This window comes from Methylomonas sp. HYX-M1, assembly GCF_040741385.1.
GTDB classification, from domain to species: Bacteria; Pseudomonadota; Gammaproteobacteria; order Methylococcales; family Methylomonadaceae; genus Methylomonas; species Methylomonas rhizoryzae.
The window spans coordinates 2,148,228-2,167,701 of the sequence record NZ_CP160405.1; the positions used below are offsets into that span (position 1 = coordinate 2,148,228).

10 protein-coding genes are annotated in these 19,474 nt (G+C 56.1%); 1 reads left to right on the forward strand and 9 read right to left on the reverse strand.

Features of this window, described 5'->3' with window-relative positions:
* The 9 genes from AB0A83_RS09785 to AB0A83_RS09825 form a co-directional block, all read right to left on the reverse strand.
* Complete coding sequence (locus tag AB0A83_RS09785; RefSeq protein ID WP_367156120.1) at positions 1-4,947, reverse strand: response regulator; 4,947 nt, start codon at positions 4,945-4,947, stop codon at positions 1-3.
* A 590-nt stretch (positions 4,948-5,537) separates the two neighbouring features.
* Positions 5,538-7,586: a glycogen debranching protein GlgX gene (glgX, locus tag AB0A83_RS09790; protein WP_367156121.1), complete on the reverse strand. Its 2,049-nt coding sequence runs from the start codon at positions 7,584-7,586 to the stop codon at positions 5,538-5,540.
* A 256-nt stretch (positions 7,587-7,842) separates the two neighbouring features.
* Positions 7,843-9,168, reverse strand: coding sequence for an HD domain-containing phosphohydrolase (locus tag AB0A83_RS09795; protein WP_150048110.1), 1,326 nt, complete (start codon positions 9,166-9,168; stop codon positions 7,843-7,845).
* Positions 9,169-9,494: 326 nt separating this feature from the next.
* Positions 9,495-11,837, reverse strand: coding sequence for a molybdopterin cofactor-binding domain-containing protein (locus AB0A83_RS09800; protein WP_367156122.1), 2,343 nt, complete (start codon positions 11,835-11,837; stop codon positions 9,495-9,497).
* An 11-nt stretch (positions 11,838-11,848) separates the two neighbouring features.
* On the reverse strand, positions 11,849-12,301 hold the full coding sequence (locus AB0A83_RS09805) for a (2Fe-2S)-binding protein (protein WP_150048112.1): 453 nt from the start codon (positions 12,299-12,301) through the stop codon (positions 11,849-11,851).
* 75 nt (positions 12,302-12,376) lie between these two features.
* A complete protein-coding gene (locus AB0A83_RS09810; RefSeq protein ID WP_232056839.1) occupies positions 12,377-13,210 on the reverse strand; it encodes an XdhC family protein in 834 nt (277 codons plus the stop codon).
* A gap of 45 nt (positions 13,211-13,255) precedes the next feature.
* Positions 13,256-13,885 (reverse strand): NTP transferase domain-containing protein, encoded by a 630-nt coding sequence (locus AB0A83_RS09815; RefSeq protein ID WP_367156123.1) that lies wholly within the window; start codon positions 13,883-13,885, stop codon positions 13,256-13,258.
* Between the two features lie 44 nt (positions 13,886-13,929).
* A complete protein-coding gene (locus AB0A83_RS09820) occupies positions 13,930-15,576 on the reverse strand; it encodes a methyl-accepting chemotaxis protein (RefSeq protein ID WP_150048114.1) in 1,647 nt (548 codons plus the stop codon).
* Positions 15,577-15,579: 3 nt separating this feature from the next.
* A complete protein-coding gene (locus AB0A83_RS09825; protein WP_150048115.1) occupies positions 15,580-16,218 on the reverse strand; it encodes a hypothetical protein in 639 nt (212 codons plus the stop codon).
* 252 nt (positions 16,219-16,470) lie between these two features.
* On the opposite strand from AB0A83_RS09825, the gene AB0A83_RS09830 reads away from it, so the two are divergent.
* Positions 16,471-19,119, forward strand: a complete 2,649-nt coding sequence (locus tag AB0A83_RS09830) for an MMPL family transporter (RefSeq protein ID WP_367156124.1) — start codon at positions 16,471-16,473, stop codon at positions 19,117-19,119.
* Positions 19,120-19,474 lie beyond the last annotated feature (355 nt).

Consider the following 19,474-nt stretch of genomic DNA (forward strand, 5'->3'; position numbering starts at 1 on the left):
TTACTCCGGTATCGATAAATTCAGGCGCTGCAACTGGCTGCGTACGGCGGCTTCCGCCGCGCGGAAATCGAAGTCGGCCAGTAGCGCGTCCAACTCGGCCAGTTGGATAGAATTCGGGTGCTGCCGCAGCCGGCCCAACCAGATTTCGGAATCATCGGGGTCGTTACGGTCGAGCGCTTCCAGCATGCCCTTGAATAACGCAAACAAGCCATTCCCAAGCGGGTCGGCAACCGGATCCGGCGAGGCAACGGGATTGTCGGCTTCCGGCCAAGCGTCGACTGCCGCGCGTACTTGATCTATCGCGGCTTGCAGCTCTGCTGTCAGTTTAATCGCCGTATCGCCCGCATTCAAGCATGTTTCTAGTTGGCGAGCCAATTCTGCGACTCGGGGTAGTCGCAGCGAACCAGCCACTCCGCAAAGTTTATGGGCCTGAGCTGCCGCTGCTTTCAGGTCGCCTTCGTTGCAGGCGGCTGCGATAGATGTTCCGCCCTCCACGAAAGCGGCGAGGAATTTATCCAGATAGGTGCGGTAGACGCCGAGCTGGCCCCATTGCCCGCGCGCGGCCGCCAGATCGATAGCCGGCAAGTCGGATTCACTGGCGTCGGTTGTCGGCAGCGGCGGCGGTACGCTTGCCGAACCTACGGCTGCGGTTGCGTCGCTCACGCCTGAGGTGGCCTTTCCGGCCAAGCATCCGGTCAAGCGTTGAATGGTTTCCATCATCTGCGCCACGTTGAACGGCTTGGCAATAAAATCGTTCATGCCGGAATCCTGCGCGGCATCGCGCAATTCCTGAAAGGCGCCGGCGGTCAGCGCGACGACGGGTAATTCTCGCCAGCGTTTATCTTCACGGATAACGCGGGTGGCGGCATAGCCGTCCAGGCGCGGCATTTGCACGTCCATCAACACGATATCCACCGCATCGGGATGGGCTTGCAGCCATTCCAGCGCGTCCTGGCCGTCGCAGGCCGTATCGACGATCGCACCATCCGCTTCCAGGATGCCCTTTGCCACTTCCCGGTTAATTTCGCTATCGTCCACCACCAGCACGCGCACGCCGGGAATGCGGCGATTGCCGGCGTTACCGAGCTGCGCCGGGGCTGGCCGAAAAAGTCCCTGGTCGCGTTGGTTCAGCGAGTCGGCGACGGCAGAGTAAAGCGTTGAGGCGGTGACCGGCTTGCTGAGCACCTTAACCACTCCCTCAATACCCGGCTGGGATAATAGTTCTTCACGCAAACGAGTGGTTACCATAAGCATGATCGGCGGGTCCAAGTCCCGGGGTTTTTCCTTTAGCGCTTGGCGTATGGCTTTAGCGGTATTTAGCCCGTCCAGCCCCGGCATTTTCCAATCTAATACGATAGCATCGTAAAAACGTTGGCTGTGCATTCTGGTCAGCGCTTTCATCAGGGCGGCCTCGCCGGAAGCGGCGGTATCGGCCAGCCAACCCAGAGAGTCGGTAACAACGGACAGGGCGTCGCGCACGCTGGCGCAGTCATCTGCGATCAGCAATTCGAGCCGAGCCAGTTGGGTTGGCCGGCGCTCCACGCGCTGGTCACGCTGCAACGGCAACACAAACCAGAATTCGCTGCCCCGGTCCACTTCGCTGGTCACTTGCAAGCGGCCGCCCATCAGTTCCACCAGTTGCATGCTGATGCTCAAACCCAAGCCGGTGCCGCCGAATCGGCGGCTGATGCTGCTATCGGCTTGGCCGAACGCCGAAAAAATCAGCGACTGCTGTGCGCTGGAAATGCCGATACCGGTATCGCGCACCCCAAATCGCAGCTGACATTGCTGTTTGTCCGCGGATTCCACACTAATGCGTAACTCGACTTCGCCGCGTTCGGTGAATTTGATCGCGTTGCTGAGCAAGTTGATCAATATTTGTTGCAGGCGCAAGGCGTCGCCAACCAAGGCGTCGATTTCGGCGGGTGGGGTGATGACCAATTCCAAGTCTTTGTTATGGGCGGCAGTCGCCATGATAGCGGCGAGGTTGTCCAGCAGTTCGGTCAGCTTGAACGGCGCGCGCTCGATTTCCAGCCGGCCGGCCTCGATCTTGGAAAAGTCCAGGATATCGTTGATCAGCGATAGCAGCGTATGCCCGGCATGGTGGACTTTACGCACCAAAGCCAGCGATTCGCCGTCCAGGTGGCGCTGTTCCAACAGATAGCAAAAACCCAGCACGGCGTTCATCGGCGTGCGGATTTCATGGCTCATATTGGCCAGGAAGGCGCTCTTGGCGTGGTTGGCGGCGTCCGCCAACGCCATGGCTTTTTCCAGTTCTTCGGTTCGGCGGGCAACCAACATTTCCAACTGGTCGCGGTGCAGTTTGAGTTCCTCCTGGATGCGTTTGCTGTCGGTAATGTCTTGAATAACGCCCACGGCGACCTGGCTTTTGCCATCCGTTCGGTTGACGCGATAGCGGCCGGCTACCATGATCCAGCGGATTTCGCCATCGGTACGCCGAATCCGGCATTCGAATCTGCCTTCGCCGCCGCTGGCAAACGCCTCTTGCAGCACTGCCGCTACCTTGGGGCGGTCTGCCGCCAACACATGTGCCAGGAATTTGTCGACTGACCATGCCGACGCCGTGTCGGAATAGCCGAAAATACGGGCGTGTTCGATCGATCGGTACGCCGCGCGCGTTTCCAAGTCGACTTCCCAGGCGCCGGTATTCGACATCTCCAAAGCAAAATGCAGCCTTGTTTCACTTTCTCGGATAGCAGTTTCCGCTTCTTTTAATTCTTGAATGTCGGTACAGGTGCCATACCATTTTTCAATGTCCCCTTGCGCATTTAACAGTGGCATGCCCCGGGCCAACCACCAGCGGTAAACGCCGTCCGCCCGTCGCAAGCGAAATTCCACGGAGTAGCTGTCATGATGCTGGAACGCGCGTTGCCAGGCTTCCCATGCGCGTTGCCTATCATCAGGATGAACGGCGTTTATCCAGTTATGGCCATAACTTTCTTCAACTGCAAGACCGGTATATTCGACCCAGCGGCGGTTGTGGTATACATTCCAGCCATCAGGCCGTGTCACCCAGACAATTTGCGGCATGGCCTCCGTTAGTACCCGAAATTCGCGCTCGGCTTCTTGCAGGCGGAGCTGAGTTTCGGCATCGTTGCGCAATCTCGATATTTCAAGGCATGATCCAACGCGAGCCAGTAATTCCCGCGCGCTGAATGGCTTGGTCAGATAGTCGTCGGCCCGGTGTTTCAAGCCTTGGATGCGTTCGTCCTCTCCGGCCCGGGCCGAGAGCAAAATGACCGGAATGGTACTGGTCTCCCGATCTTCGCGCAGAGCGCTCAGCAATCCGATGCCATCCAGGCCCGGCATCATGATGTCGGTCAGCACTAGATCGGGCCGACGTTGGCGCACTGCTGCCAGCGCCGCTAAGCCGTCGTGAACCGCCGTGACCGCATAGCCCTGCTGTCGTAAAAGCCGGGCAACATAGCCGCGCATGTCGACATTGTCGTCGGCAACCACGATGTGCGCGTTCAACCCGGTACTTAACTCTATTGATCCATCCGTTCCGGTTTGTTGGCTTGTGCCACATTCGTGTTCCGTTTCCAAGTCCCAACGCAACGCTTCCTCAGCGAAAAAATCGGCGGCCAGCGGATGAGCGTCCGTCGTTCGGGACGGACGAATCCGTTCCACCGGCAAATGTGCGGTGCCGGACAGGATAGTCGCGGTAAATGTGCTGCCGACACCCGGCCTACTCGTTACCCCGACTGCGCCGCCGTGCAAGCGGACCAGCTCCTGCACTAACGCCAGGCCGATGCCGCTGCCCTCATGGCTGCGCGAGCGCACGTTCGGCACCCGATGGAAGCGGTCGAATACGTGACTAAGTTGATCCGGCGCAATTCCCACTCCGGTATCGCGTACGGCTAGTTCGACCGAGGTTTCGCGCCAGCGCAGCGCCACCTCGATTTCACCGGAAAAGGTATGTTTGTAGGCGTTGCTGAGCAGATTGAGGACAATCTTTTCCCACATTTGCCGGTCCACATACACCGGTTCCGGTAAAGTCGGGCAGGATATGGCAAGCCGCAGACCCGCCTTGTCGGTAGCCGAACGGAATAGGCTGGCCAGTTCAGCGGTATAGGCGGCCAGATCGGTCGCTTCATAGGCCGCTTCCATCCGCCCGGCTTCGATGCGAGAAAAGTCGAGCAGCGAATTGACTAATTTCAGCAGACGCAAGCTGTTTCGATGTACCAGGCTAAGCTGCTCGTATGCGGTTGCGGCAGGCTGAGGGCCTTGCGGGGCAAAGCGGGCCAATAACTCTTCCAGCGGTCCCAGCATCAAGGTTAGCGGTGTGCGAAACTCGTGGCTGACGTTGGCAAAAAACTGGGTCTTCAGCTCATCCAACTCCAAGGTTTTGGCATACAGGCGCGACAATTCCTGATTGGCGCCCTTCAACTCCGCGCTGGCGGCCGCGATCTCTTTGCTGCGGGCGAACAGCTCGACTTCCATTTTGACGGCCTGGGCGCGTAAGGTGTCGTTGAGCTGGCTTTGCTCGACACCCTGCTGTTTGACGCGGATAAACTCGGTCAAATCTTCGGCCCGATGCAGCACATAGGCCACCTCGCCGTCCTTGCCCAGAATCGGGATATTGATCGGGCTCCAATAGCGCTCCTCGAAACCCGCGCCGTCGGGCCTGGGAATATCGTATTTTTGCACCGGCATCGTGTCGGGCTTGCCGGACTGCAACACCCGCTGCAAGGAGGCACTCAAATTGCGTTGGCCTTCCGCGGTCGGATCGTCGGGGTTGTCGGGAAAAACTTGGAACAACGTTTTTCCCAATATTTCCTCCCGGCAGGTCAACGTGGCTCGGGTGTAGGCATCACTGACCGCGACGATTTCCAGATTCGCATTTAAAACCAGATAGAGGTCGGGCGACGATTCGAACAGTAAGCGGAAATCCAAATTGTCATGGGTTGGGATGGAGTCATTCATTATTCGAAACGCCCGCCGGATTATTCCTAAGTAACTACGTCCCACTGTTTGAAAAAAATTGGCGCTAGCTGTAACGCACGCATCATAGGCCATAAGTCTCCATGCCAGAGTCTCTTTTCAAATGGTTGAGCGTTCTTACTTAATTTAGAAAACCATAATAGTCTTGATGACCTACCATCTTCTGCAACTTAGCAGCATCGGCCAGTCCAACCAACGTTTTGACCTGACAGCAAATAGCGCCATGAGAATGAGCCTGTTCCAATGTAAAAAGGTTTCTGTTTGGCGGATTTCATAAACGGATACGGTATCGAAAGCCGGGGCACTTAGCGTTATGTCAGGGGGGAGATTGCGCTCCGGGTTTCACTACATTGGCGGCGTCGGTCCTCGCAAAAGTGTGGTCAAAACTCGTAATTAATCCAGTACACCGTTTGTCATCCGATCTTAAAGGTTTGTTGGCTGCTGATGAAACATTATCAGAGCATTGGTATCGGCTGGTCGATAACCCGTCACTGCAAATGCCTCACCCAGTCATTGCCGACAGGAAATCAGCATGCTTGCGTTTGGGGTAAAGCGCATACGCCGGATTTTTGCTAGACGCTGATTAACATAGCGATAGAGCGGGATTCGGCTGTATAGCGGTTGGCGAGGAGGTCGGTGGCGCTGTCTAGCGCAACGCAGTCCATGGGCGAGGCTAGCGCGGTATCCAGCACGCGTCGCCAGTTCAGCGCTCGGTTATTGAAACTGTCCGGCAATTCGAATTCCAGTGATTCCCAAAAACTATTGAAAATAAAATAAAACACTTGGGTTTGCTGCAGTTCGGCGACCAAGATCGCCAAGCTGTGCGAATTGGCCGACCAATCCGCTTGGTTTAACTTAACCCCATGGTATTCGATGTGGATGCGTTGAAAGAATTGGTTCAACGTCGTGGAACTCGTGCTCTGCGAATACATGCTTTTACGCAACGCAATCAGGCTTTTTACGAAACGGTGAATATCGGCGTGTTGTTCCAATAACGACCAATCGAACCAGCTCAATTCGCTGTCGTGACAATAGGCGTTGTTGTTGCCTGCCTGGGTTCGGCACGCTTCGTCTCCCATGGTCAGCATCGGCGTGCCGGCGGACAACAAGTTCAACGCCAGAAAGTTTTTGATTTGCCGCTTGCGCAGGGCGTTGATGTGCGGGTCGTCGCTGGGTCCTTCGGCGCCGCAATTCCAGCTGTAGTTGTTGTCGCAGCCGTCGCGGTTTTTTTCCAGATTGGCGGCGTTGTGTTTGTCGTTGTAGGACACCAAATCCGCCAGGGTAAAGCCGTCGTGGCAGGTCACGAAATTGATGCTGGTTTCCGGATCTTTTTGCTCGTATAGGAAAATGTCGGGGCTGGCGAAGATGCGGTTGGGTAATTTGGCGACGCTGCCGCTGTCCGCCCGCAAAAACGAACGGATATCGTCGCGGAACTGGCCGTTCCATTCTTTCCAGAAGTCGCCGATGAAATGGCCGACTTGGTAAAGGCCGGCGGCGTCCCAGGCTTCCGCTATCAGCTTGCTGCCGGAGAGCACGGGATCGGTTTCTATGTCCCATAAAATCGGCGGGTTGGGAAATGGCCGGCCTTCTTCGTCGCGAGACAGGATGGATGCCAAGTCGAAACGAAAGCCGTCCACGTGCATTTCGGTGACCCAATAACGCAAGCTGTCCAATATTAAGCGTCTGACTACGGAATGATTGGCTTTCAAGGTGTTGCCGGTGCCGGAATAATTGCTATAGCTGCCGGTGTGCGGATCGAGGATGTAGTAGACGTCATTGGCCAAGCCTTTATAGCTTAAAACCGGCCCTCGGTGATCGCCTTCGGCGGTATGGTTGAACACCACGTCTAATATTACTTCTATGCCGGCTTTGTGCAGGGCTTTGACCATGTCGCGAAATTCGGCGATGGCGCCGAGCGGCGACGGGTCGGAACTGTAGGCGCTGTGCGGGGCGAAAAACGAAACCGGCGTATAGCCCCAATAGTTGACCAGACCGGGCGGTGCGTCTTGCGGGTCGAATTGAAACACCGGCAACAGTTCCACTGCGGTAACTCCGAGTTCTTGCAAATAGGGGATTTTTTCGATGACGCCGGCATAAGTGCCGCGCTTGTCGGCCGGCAGGCCGGAGCTTTGATGTTGGGTAAAGCCGCGCACATGCATTTCGTAGATCACCGTTCCCCGGAAGGGTTTGCGCAGCGGTGCGTCGTCGCCCCAATTGTAGCCGCGGTAATCGACGACTACGCTTTTCATGGCTTGCCCCCAATTGCATCCGGGCTGGCAAGCCGTTTTTCTTTGATAATTCGGGCCGACTGCGATGCCGCGCGCATAAGGGTCCAATAGCAATTTATCCTTGGCGCGCTCGGATGTGGCCGGTCCGCTGACCCGATAACCGTAGAGTTGGCCGGCTTTGATGTCCGGCACGAAGGCATGCCAGTAATGAAAAGTCGCTTGTCGGCAGGGATCGAAGTCTACGATGCGGGCGGGTTGCTCGTCGGCGATGTCGTCGAACAACAGCAGCTGTACCGCTGCGGCGTTTTTGGCGTAAATGCTGAAATTGGCACCGCCCGGCCTGAGTGTCGAACCTAGCGGATAAGAACTGCCGTTGGGGAAGAGTTCGGTCATGGCGGTCGACATCCTGAGAGAGCAAGGCGATGCCGGTTAGTTTAGTTCAAGCCCGGTCGGCCGTGCGCTTATCGAAGCTGTTAGATCGCTTTCGAATATCGCAAAAGGGATTGGATATGCGTAGGTTTCGGTTACATTCTCGGTGCTTCGAATTTCGGCAAGGCTGTCGGGCAGCGGTTTAGTGACGGCCTCATGATGCCAGACACATCGCCGCCCGAAATTTGCCGAAGCGAAGGAGGCAACACGGGGGCGAATGTCAATAAACCGATTCGCTACCGGTGCGTATCCTCAATACTAGCTTACAGCCGCTGTGTTTTAGATTCATGATCGCCAGAACGTGATTTTCGGTGACGATGTGGTCTTTCAAAAACACGGTGTCGTTGACCAGAATCTCCGCCGCCTCCATGCCGGGGCGCAGTTGATTCCAGGCCACTTCGATGATGGGGCGTGCCTCCATACTTTCAGTTTCTTGCAGCACTTGTAAAAAGGTTTCGACCACCAGCGGATCGTAAAAACTGCCGCTGCGGCTAGTCAGCATGTCCTTGGCTTGCGGGGCGGTCATTCTTTCCCCGCTGATAGCGCCGTCCAAATAATTCAAATAGTCTCTGACTACCGCCAAGATGCGGGCACCGACCGGAATCTCTTTACCCACCAGACCGAGAGGAAAGCCTTTGCCGTCGTAGTGTTCGTATTGCAAGCGGATGAAATCGGCCGCCGTTTTCAGCGGATCTATACCGGCGAGCAAGTCGTGACCCTCGATGGCATGATTCAAAAACGCTTTGTGCTGTTGTCGGTTCATCTGATTGATGGGCGTGTTCAACAAGCTATCGGTCAGGCTTATTTTGCCTAATTGCAGTAACAGCGCCGCGAACACGATACTTTTGATTTCATCGGCTTCCAATTGCAAGCAAGTCGCCACCCGGCGGGCATTTTCGGCGATGTATTTGGCGTGACCGCTTTTAATGCCGGGGCGCATTTCAATGATTTTGGCGAAAACCTTGATCGATTCGGTGTATTGTTTTTTCAGTTCGTTATGGGCTTGATCGACCATGCTCAGCGATTTTTTCACTTGCGCGGTGCGTTTTTCGACTTTTTCTTCCAAGCTGGCGTTGAGTTCTTCCAGTTCCTTGTTTTTGCTGTTGATAATGTCGAACAAACGGGCGCGTTCCTCCCTCGCCCGCTTTTGTTCCAGCGCGAAATGTACCCGGGTACGCAGGTCGTCATCGTCCCAGGGTTTGCAGCAGTAGCAAAATATCTGGCCGTCGTTGACGGCGGCTATCGTCGATTCTATGTCCGCGTATCCGGTCAGCAGCATGCGCATGGTATCCGGCCAACGTTTCGCCGCATGGCGCAGAAATTCGGCGCCGTCCATTTGCGGCATGCGCATGTCGGAAATGACTAAATCGAAGTTGTGTTGCTCCATTAGCGCTAAAGCGCTGACGCCGTTGTCGGCGGTTTGCAAATGATAGTGCGGATTGCGCAACACTCGGCACAGCGCTTTTAATACGTTGGGTTCGTCGTCTACCAGCAATATATTGGTAGCGGGCTGAATTGCCGTTCCCGGGAGACTGGTGGTGTTCATAGCGGCCTTTTGAGATCGGAAACTGGATATGTCCGTTTGCCGTGCTTTTTCGGTCGACTTTAACGCGGATTTGGAATGCGCGGACCGCACAAACTCGCCATGCGGCGGCGGATGCCATTGGAAAAGCCGCTCACGTTTTATCGAATGCCAAGAATAAATTAGCTATCGCTAACGGTCGAACCTAGTCGAATGCAGGCTGGAACGGTCAAAGCTTAGCACCGGCAGGCGGGCTTGGTAAGGATAAAATCGAATCGGCCATCATTTTTTAACACGCCGGAATCCGGCTCCTCTACAGCCGAGTGTATCCGGGCGGCTATAACGCTGCCTCAGTCGGGCATTAGTTGATCGCGTATCGGTAATTGGCGGATGCGTTTGCCGGTTGCCGCGAAGATCGCATTGCACAGTGCGGGGGCAATCGGCGGCAATCCGGGTTCGCCGATACCGCCCAAGGGTGTGTCGTAGGCGTCTGATGGCAACAAATGTATCCGAATCTCGCCTGGTGCTTCGTCCATACGCAGCAATGGATAATTATGGAAGTTGTCTTGCACGACGGCGCCGTTTTTAAAGCTGATTTCACCATGCATCGCTAGGGTCAGGCCCATGATGCAAGCGCCTTCGAACTGCGAACGGATTCTTTCCGGATTGACTTGCGGGCCGCAATCGACGGCAATATCCACTCGTGGCACCTGAATCTTGCCGTCTTCCGCGACGACGACTTGAACGATAGCCGCGACATAGGTGACGAAACTGTAATGGGCGGCCAGACCTAGGCCTTGGCCTTTCGGCAAATTGCGCCCCCAGCCGGCTTGGCCGCAAACGGTTTCTATGACACGGCGCAAGCGGCCGGTATCCACCGGGTAGCTTAGCGGCGACTCGCCTTGATTCCAGCTGTCGTTTAACTCGCGCGGATCGATGCGACGGGCCGGACCGAGCAAATCCAGTAAAAACTCTTTGTGGTCGCGGCCTGCGGTTTGCGCTAATTCGGCGACGAACGACTGAACGGCGTAGGCGCGCGGGATGTTGGATACCGAGCGGAACCAGCCGATGCGGGTGTGCGATTCGGCTTCCGGATTTTCGATGCGGATGTTAGGAATCGCATACGGCAGGTTGATGATGCCCATGCCCAGTTCGGCAGGCATCTGATGTTTGCTGTCCGGGCCGAAAGTGGCGGAAATACTGGGAGCGGCGCTACGGTGCAGCCAGGCTTGCACCTTACCGTCGGTGTCGAGTCCCGCTTCCAAGCGTTCCAACGACACGGTGTGAAAATAGGCGTGTTGCAGATCGTCTTCGCGGGTCCAAGTGACTTTAACCGGTTTGCCGCGCATCGCTTTGGACAGCAAAGCCGCTTCTATCACGTAATCCGGCATCGACTTACGCCCGAAGGCTCCACCCAATAGCGTGACGTGGACCGTGACTCGTTCTTCCGGCAACTTTAACCACTTGGCTACGCGTTCTCTGGACAGCTGCGGTGCTTGGGTGCACGCCCAAACTTCGCAATGGCCGTTGACAATGCGGGCTGTGGCGGCCGGCGGCTCCATGGGCGCTTGCGCCAGATGCGGCGCGTAATATTCGGCGCTCACCCGTTGGCTGGCCGCTTGCAGGGCCTGATCGACTTGTCCTTGTTCGCGCACGACTTTACCGGATTGGCGGGCCGCGGCTTCCAGTTGCTTGCGGTAGTCCGCCGAGTCGTAATGTGCGTGAGGGCTGTCCGTCCATTCCACGCTCAAGGCTTTGCGGCCTTGAATGGCGGCCCAGGTATTGGTGGCGACCACGGCCACGCCGCCCAAGGGGTGAAAATCTGCCGGCAGCGGGCTGCTAGGTAGTTCGACGACTTGCAAAACGCCGGGGACTTGCAGGGCTTTTGCGGCGTCGAAGCGCTTCGCCTGGGCGCCCAGAACTTTAGGCCGGGCGACTACCGCGTACAACATGCCGTCCAGACGGGTATCCATGCCGTATTGACTATTACCGGACACCATGTCGCGGCCGTCGTAAATGTTCAGGTTGCCTTTGCCGATGTAGCGAAACTCCGCCGGGTTTTTCAAGCGTAAACTTGTTCGTTCAGGGACCGGTAACTTGGCGGCTGCAATGGCCAAATCGCCGTAGCTCAGGGATTTGCCGCTAGCCGGATGTACTACCCGGTGTAATTCGGCTTTCACTTCGTTAACCGGAACCTGCCATTGAGCGGCGGCGGCGGTTTCCAGCATGTGTCTGGCGGCGGCGCCGACTCGGCGCATCGGCATGAAAAAATGCCGGGTGCTGCGCGAGCCGTCGGTATCTTGGTTGCCGAATTTAGCTTCGTCGCCGGGTGCTTGTTTGACGGTAACCTGCAGCCAATTGGCTTCCATTTCGTCAGCGACGACCAGGGGTAAGCTGGTGCGCACGCCTTGGCCCATCTCGGAACGATGGCAAATAATGGTAACGCTGCCATCTTCGGCAATGGCGACGAACACCAAGGGGTTATCGACCCAGCCGTGCGGCATCGCATCGGCACCGTATTTTTTCAGTTCGCTATCGGTTTCGGCAGCGTCGGCCAATAAAGCATCCGGGAAACCGGCCGCGAGCACGAAACCCGAGAGCGCCAGGTTTTTCAAGAAATCCCGTCGGCTGACGTTGACGATGTCGAACTCGGCGTCGGCGGCGGAAAAAGGTGCTGTGTCCTTGGCGATCATCGGCTGGTCTCCTACGATTTTGCGGCTTGTTTGATAGCTGTGCGTATGCGGGTATAGGTACCGCAACGGCATAAGTTGCCGCTCATGGCTTTGTCGATGTCGGCGTCGCTAGGATTGGGATTTTGCCTTAACAATGCACTGGCGGACATTAACTGACCCGGTTGGCAATACCCGCACTGCGGAACGTTGCCGTCCAACCATGATTGCTGCAGTTTGCGGCCTATCTCGTCTTCGTGCAGGGCTTCTATTGTGACGACGGTTTTTCCGGCTACTTCCGATAACGGCGTTACGCAGGCGCGGGCGGCCAAACCGTCGATATGAACGGTGCAAGCGCCGCATACCGATACACCGCAAGCGAACTTGGTGCCGGTTAATCCCAACGCGTCGCGCAAGACCCACAGTAGCGGGGTGTCGCCGGGCAAATCGAGTTGGCGATCGACGCCGTTAACGGTCAAAGTAATCATGGCAGCTACCTGGGTGTGCTAATTGGCGACCGTCCCTGTCGATGGGTTATCGGCGTTCAGTCTAAACGGTGCGCATCAGTCCGTAAAGTCGGCGCCGGCGCAAGCGCAATCGCTCAAGGGTTGTCCGTGCCCGCCGCGCTTCAGCATAAGCATTTCGCTGGCGATGGAGAGTGCGATTTCTTCGGGATGTTTCGCGCCCAGATCCAAGCCGGCCGGGGCGCGTATCTTCGCTATTTGTTCGCGGCCGATACCGGCTTGGGCCAAGCGGTGCGCGATCAAGCGCGCGCGTTTGCGGCTGGAGACCAAGCCTATGTATACGGCGGCGGAATTGAGCGCCTGGCTTAGCGAAGCGTAATCGCCTTTATGGTGAGTGGCGATCAAAACAAAGTCGCCGGGTTCCGGGCGCAGCAATTGGTAGCGCGGATCGTCGGCGATAATGCGGACGGCTTTCGGAAAGCGTTCCGGCCGCGCTTGCGGATCATCGACAATCACGTCGAAATTCAGGACGGCGGCAAACTCGCAGAGGCTTTCCACAATGCGGCCGTGACCCATCAGCCAGAGCTGCGGCTTGGGTAGCACGGCTTCGACGTAAACCCGCATATGGCCGCCGCACGGCATGCCGGCCCCGAATATTTCGTCGGTCAAATCGACGTCTACGACTTTGGGTTCGCCGCTTGCCAGACAATCCAGCGTAGTTTCGGCAATCATGCTCTGTGCGCAGCCCCCGCCTATCCAGCCGGCCAGCAGTTTACCGTCGGCAGCGAATAGGGCTTTTGCGGCCGGTTTCGCGGACGACGAGCCGACGATTTCCACTACCGTAGCCAGCGCATAGGGTGTGCGGTTTTGTTGCAGTTGCAATTGCAGGTTCAATAGATCGGTGTGATCGGTCATGGTTACTATGAAAGTCATGGTGGGGGCGACACATAGCCGCGATTCGCGAGGCCATCATCGCGACTATGCGCCGCTCCTACCAAACTCCCTTTCATTTGCCAGGCCTTCATGATCGTTAAGCGGAGTTTGCAGCAAATCGGCGGGCGTATCGATATCCAGCAAAACACCGGGATCGTCGCAGTCGATCAGTGTTACCCGCCCGTCATGATTTTGCAACACCGGTTTTGCCCCTTGGTCGCCTGTGAGACCTAACAGCTCGGCGCGCAATAACGGCGAGAATCCGACCGGGTGGCCGCGGCGACCGCGGTAAGCGGGAGCGGCGATCCAGGCGCCGGCATACATGGCCCGGGCGATTGCCGCGATGCTGGCCGGTTGTATCCACGGCATATCCGCTAAAGCGATCAGCACGGCATTCGAGGCGGGGGCGGCGGCAACTCCGCAGGCTAAACTGGCGCTTAGGCCTCGTTCGGCTTGTGCGCAGAACGCGACAGTCGCGCCCAGCGACAGCAAGCGCTCGGCCAACGGCTTGTCTTCCTGGCGTACCACGGCGATTACGCTACCGGTAGCGTGCAGTAAACGGCGGCAGGCTTGGCTGGCGACGGTTTCATCGCCGGTTAGCGGGTGTAACAATTTATCCGCGCCGAAACGGGTTGCGGAGCCGGCGGCCAATAATATACCGGTAACGTCGAGCATGCCTTATCGTATCAATCTGACGGAATCGGGGGAACAACCGCGGGTTAAAACAACGACGATTCGTCTATTTCTTTTTGTATATTGGCGCCCGCTTGGGCTTGCACGAACTGCCGCACCAAATCCTGTAGTTGTTTAGCCATGACCGAAAATTCGGTGCCGTAATTGGAGGCCTGGGTAACGACTTGGGTGGTTTGCTCGGCAATGTCGGCAATGGTATTCACCCGCGCCCGGATTGCCGCGACTTGGGTGTTTTGACCTTCGGTCTCGTCGGCAATGTGTTGATTGAGTTTGCTGATGTCGTCTATGGAATTTTTGACGGCTTTTAAGGCGACGTCGGCGTCCGCCGCCTGACCTAGGCTGGACTCGCTCTTTTCCACGCTGACGGCCATGGCGGCGGTCATTTGCTGGACGCGGCCCTGCAATTGGCGAATTTGATGATGGATGTTTCGTGTCTCCGCCTGAATACGGTTGGATAAGGAGCGCACCTCGTCGGCGACCACGGCAAAGCCGCGGCCTTGTTCGCCGGCGCGTGCCGCTTCGATAGCCGCGTTTAACGCCAGTAAATTGGTTTGTTCGGATATTTTATTGATGATGGATACCACGCTGCCGATGTCGCGGCTGTCGGCTTCGACGGCGGAAATGATGCCGCCCATGGAATGGACATTATTCGCCAAATCTTTAAATGCACAAACCGCGTCGCTCATTAGTCGAGTGACTTGGTCGGAGCGCTGGCGGGCATCGGCGGCGGCTTGTGCGGCTGCATTGGCGTCGTTGGAAACGGCGGCGGAGGCATTGGCCATTTTGTCGACCGCTTCGGCAATCAAGGCGATTTCCCGCCGCTGGTGAATCACTTGTTCTTTGCTTTGCAAAGTAACGTCCGACATGCGGATAGATTCGTCGGATAGGGCAATCGAAGAGTTGGTGACCAAGTTAATGACGTCGTTCAACTTGTTGATGAAGGCGTTGAAGCCGCGATTGAGCAGGGCAATCTCCAGGTGGCCCTCTTCGTCCAAACGGCGAGTTAAATTGCTGTCGCCGCTGGCGATGTCTTCCATCGCTTTTACCGCAACCCCTAAAGGCCGGCTGACTAGATGACGGATCAGCAACAGCAAAATGGCAATCGAAATGAGCAAAATTAAGCCGGAGTAAGCCAGTTGTCTCCGATTGAGTTGGTCCACGTACCGGTTCAGATCGCTAGTGTCGAATTTGGCGGCCAAAAAGCCTATGGTTTCTGGCGGTTTGCCGGCGCTGATCGCCTGGAAAACCGTGAAACTATCCGGCTGGCTGACGGTGGTATAAGCTTGCCGGCTCAGAATGTCGTGCCGTTCGGTTAGCGTGCTTAACAGGTCGCCGGCCGGGTTGCCGCCGGCTTTGTGCCATGCGCTCAATGGCTGAAATCGTGCGTCGACAACCAATAGTTGGATCAGATGGGAATCCGGGTGTTCGGCCAAGTCGGCATAAGCACGGGCGATAGCGTCCGGCCTGTTCCAACGGACGCCGCCGCGCATGGTCGATACCAATAACCGCGTTAGCTGTACGTTGTCGGCATTGCTGCGTTGAATCAAGGCTTCCCGCAAACCGGAGCCCGACGTGGCGATTAATAAACCGTAGCCCAGGGAAATCAGCGCGATTACGCCTACGGTAACCGTCTTGCCGATGGATAACTGTTTAAATCCGCTGACTAAAGACATAGCTCATTCCATTAAAAGGTCTAGGTTGACGCCGACGGTGGCTGCGCCTATCGGGGCTTGAGTATCAGGATCGGTCAAAGTAAAGCTCAATTGCGCTTGAAAGACTTGGGTGGATTCATCCTGATCGACTTCGCCGATATGAACGGCGCTTTGGCCCAGCAGAAAGGTTTGTTGCCATTTGGCTTCGTCTCCCTGCCAATAATCCGAAGTCGGATTGCTTTGCCCGACGTTCAAACCGTGCGCGTCGGTCACGAAAATTTCGGTGTACAACCCGTGGCTGCCGTCGCACAGTTGCCGCAGATACCGCGAAAGCGGCGTCGTTAAAGTCCGGTTTATCCAAGGCTGCTGCCTGCTTTCGATTTCCCGCCGCCATGTTTGATCCAAGGTTTGGATTTGTTGTGGACTTATGGCCTGATTGGCCAGATTTTGGGCGCGGATGGCTTGTATCACCAAATCGGTTTGCAAGGCGCCGAGCAATTGGCTTTGTAGCAAAGCGCGCATCCGCGCCGCATAATCGTTATCCAGCGCGGATGCCGGATTAAAAAATAAAACCAGCGACAGGGACGCGGCGATCAGACAGGTCGGCGCGTATTCTTTGCGGTTTTCGCCTTTTTCCCATCGCGAGCGGCTAATCTTTAACACATTCATTCCCGGTCGTTAATATTGGTTTTGATGCCCGAAAACTATAACTCAGTTTAAGCGCGGAGCAATTGGTAAAGCCGCAGAATCAGAGGCGCATAGGTTTCGGGATAAGCTAAAACCCCCTCGCTTCGCTAAGCGAATAGACAGCCGCGGGTATGGGCAGCCATGATTATTGGCTACGAATTGATCGGCTTTTGCTTATAATGACCGGTTGCATTTTTCGGTTGTGCGTTGGCGCCCGAACTTTCCCTCATGCCTGTAAAATCCGATACTATGCCTGCCTCCTCGTCATTTTTCGACCGTTTATTTGTGTCTTTTTGCCGATTGCCGCTACGTTTTCCGTGGTTGACTCTGCTGTTTTTCATCGGTTTGAGCGTGGCTAGCGGCTATTACACCGCCGGTCATCTAGGCATCAATACCAATACCAACGATCTTCTGTCCAAAGACTTGCCGTTCGTTAAAATCAGAGCCGAACTGGATCGGGCTTTTCCGCAGGATGCCGCGGCCATCATTTTGGTGGTGGAGGCGGAACAGCCGGAACAGCCGGAACAGGCCGCCTTGGCTGCCGGGTTTGTCCAGCGTAGCGTGTCGGCCAACCGCGAGTTGTTTCAATCGGCTTATATCCCGACGGATAACGCTTATTTTAGGCAGCAAGGCTTGTTGTACTTGAGCTTGCCGGATCTGGAAGCTTTAGCGGACAAATTAGTCAACGCTCAGCCCTTCATCGGTTATTTATCCGCACATTATTCGTTTGCGGGTTTAATGGACATCATCGGTTTGGCTTTGGAAGGCAAGGAGCAGGATTTAGTCATGCCGCTGGATCCTCTGCTAACGGCAATAGGGCAAGCCTTGACCCAGGTTAAAGCGGGGCAGGCCCACTTTGTGTCTTGGCAACAGCTGTTGACGGAAGATAGTTTCGGTGGCGAGCAAAACCGCCGTTTGGTGATCGTCAAACCACGGCTGGACTACGCTCAACTGCTGCCCGCCGCTTTGCCTATGGCTAATCTGCGCGAATTAGCCGTGCAACTGGCGCAACGCTTTCCGGGCGCGACGCTGAGCGTCACCGGCGAAATTGCCTTGGAGCACGAGGAAATGGAAACCGTCAACCAGGGAATGCTGTGGTCCAGCATCGTGTCCTTGTTTCTGGTTTGCCTAACCTTATATGTCGGATTTCGCTCGTTTAGATTGTTACTGGTGACGTTTGTCGCCTTGCTGGCCGGGTTAGCGCTGACGGCCGGATTTGCGGCGTTGGCGGTCGGGCATTTAAATTTAATATCGATTGCCTTTGCCGTGCTGTACATCGGCCTGGGCGTGGATTTCGCCACCCATCTGTGTTTGCGTTATCAGGAATGCCGCCAGCAGGGGATGGAGGTAGACGGCGCCATCGCCGATAGCATGCATAGCGTGGGAGCTTCGCTGTTTCTATGCGCGGCGACCACCGCCATCGGTTTTCTGGCTTTCGTGCCGACCGATTTTAAAGGCGTATCGGAATTGGGGATCATCTCGGGTGCCGGTATTTTCATCGGCTTGGCGGTTTCGCTTAGCATGCTGCCGGCTATGTTGAAGTTGCTGCCCGGCAAGAACAGGCAGCATAGGGCGGTTAAACCTTTGCCCGACTGGATTTACCGTTTTCCGTTCCGCTATAGACGGCCGATTCAAATTGCGGCCTTGCTTGTTGCAGTGGCGGGCGGCTTGACATTGACGCGCTTGAGCTTCGATTCCAATCCCATCAATTTGCGCGATCCGAACACCCAATCGGTAACGGCATTCAAAAAATTGTTGCGCAGCCAAACGGATTCGCCGTTTGCTACCTCGGCATTGGCGGATAGCTTACCCGAGGCGGACGCCTTGGCGGCTAAGTTCCGTAAATTACCGAGCGTGCACGAGGCCTTGACCCTGAGCAATCTGCTGCCCGAGCAGCAGGACGAGAAGCTCGATGTCATCGACAATCTCAATCTGATAATGCCCGGTCAATTGCAACGCTTCGCCGCGGCTCCCGAGCCCTCGGACGTGCGCGCGGCTTTGTTAAAATTGGCCGGGATTTTGACTAAGCTAGGCGAGCAAGCGGGCGGCGCGCCGAGCGCGCCGCTGTGGCTGAGTTTGCGGGAGGGCATACAGGGATTTGTCGGCGCGGCGGATGCCTCTGCAAACCCGGCACAGCTATACGCCGCGTTGCAACACAGCGTGTTGCATTTGTTGCCGCAGACTATGTCGATGTTGCGCGACGGTTTGAGCGCGCAAGCGGTCGGCATAGACGATATTCCCGACCCGGTGCGCGCGCAGTGGCTGGGTACGGACGGGCGTTACCGGGTATTGGTGTTGCCCGAGCAAGATTTGAACGACGCCGAACATCTAAAAGCCTTTGTCTCCGACATTATGCAAACTTTTCCTAATTCGTTCGGCTTGCCGATAGGCGACGTTACCTCCGGGCAAGCGGTAGTCGAGGCCTTTATCCAGGCCTTTTCGGCCGCTTTGGGCATGATAGTGTTGTTGTTGTTAGCCTTAACCAGAAGCTTCAAGTCGACCTTGTTGATCGTCTTGCCGCTGCTTTTGGCGGCCATTTTGACCGGGGCTTGTAACGTGTTGTTACAAAATCCGTTTAATTTCGCCAACATCATCGTGTTGCCGCTACTGCTCGGGATGGGGGTGGACAGCGGCATTCATATCGTCTATCGCCTGCAACACGCCGATAGCGACCAACACGCATTGCTGGAATCCAGTTCCGCTCGCGGGGTGTTTTACAGCGCATTGACCACTTTGTGCAGTTTTTCCAGCCTGGCTTTCAATTCGCACAACGGTACGGCCAGCATGGGGCTGTTGTTGTCCTTGGGAATCAGTTTTACGATTTTGTGCAGTTTGTTAGTGGTGCCGGCGTTTAGCGGGATGCGCGCGCAAAATTGAGCGATCGTCGGCGGTTTGTGGTTTTGCCGCTTAAACCGCCGCCCCTTCGTCTAAAGTAATGAGCCCTTCCTCTTCAAATCAGGCGGTTTAGCGTCCGCACGGTTTAAGCCGCTGTGCAAGCGGCTTTCTTCAGTTTGGGTATTTGCCCAGCGCTTCACACAAATTAACTTGCGTTCATGGTTGTGATTTGAAATCGCAAGCGCATAGGCTAGCCTTGTTCGGCTTATGTTACGCGTTACTTTTACTTTGTTAGATTTGACCGGCCGTTTTTCTTTACCTAAGCCGGTGCACTTCAAAGGGTTCGGAAAATAACAAGGAAACGCTACGCGATGCCTATTCTAAAGCCGGGTCTCGG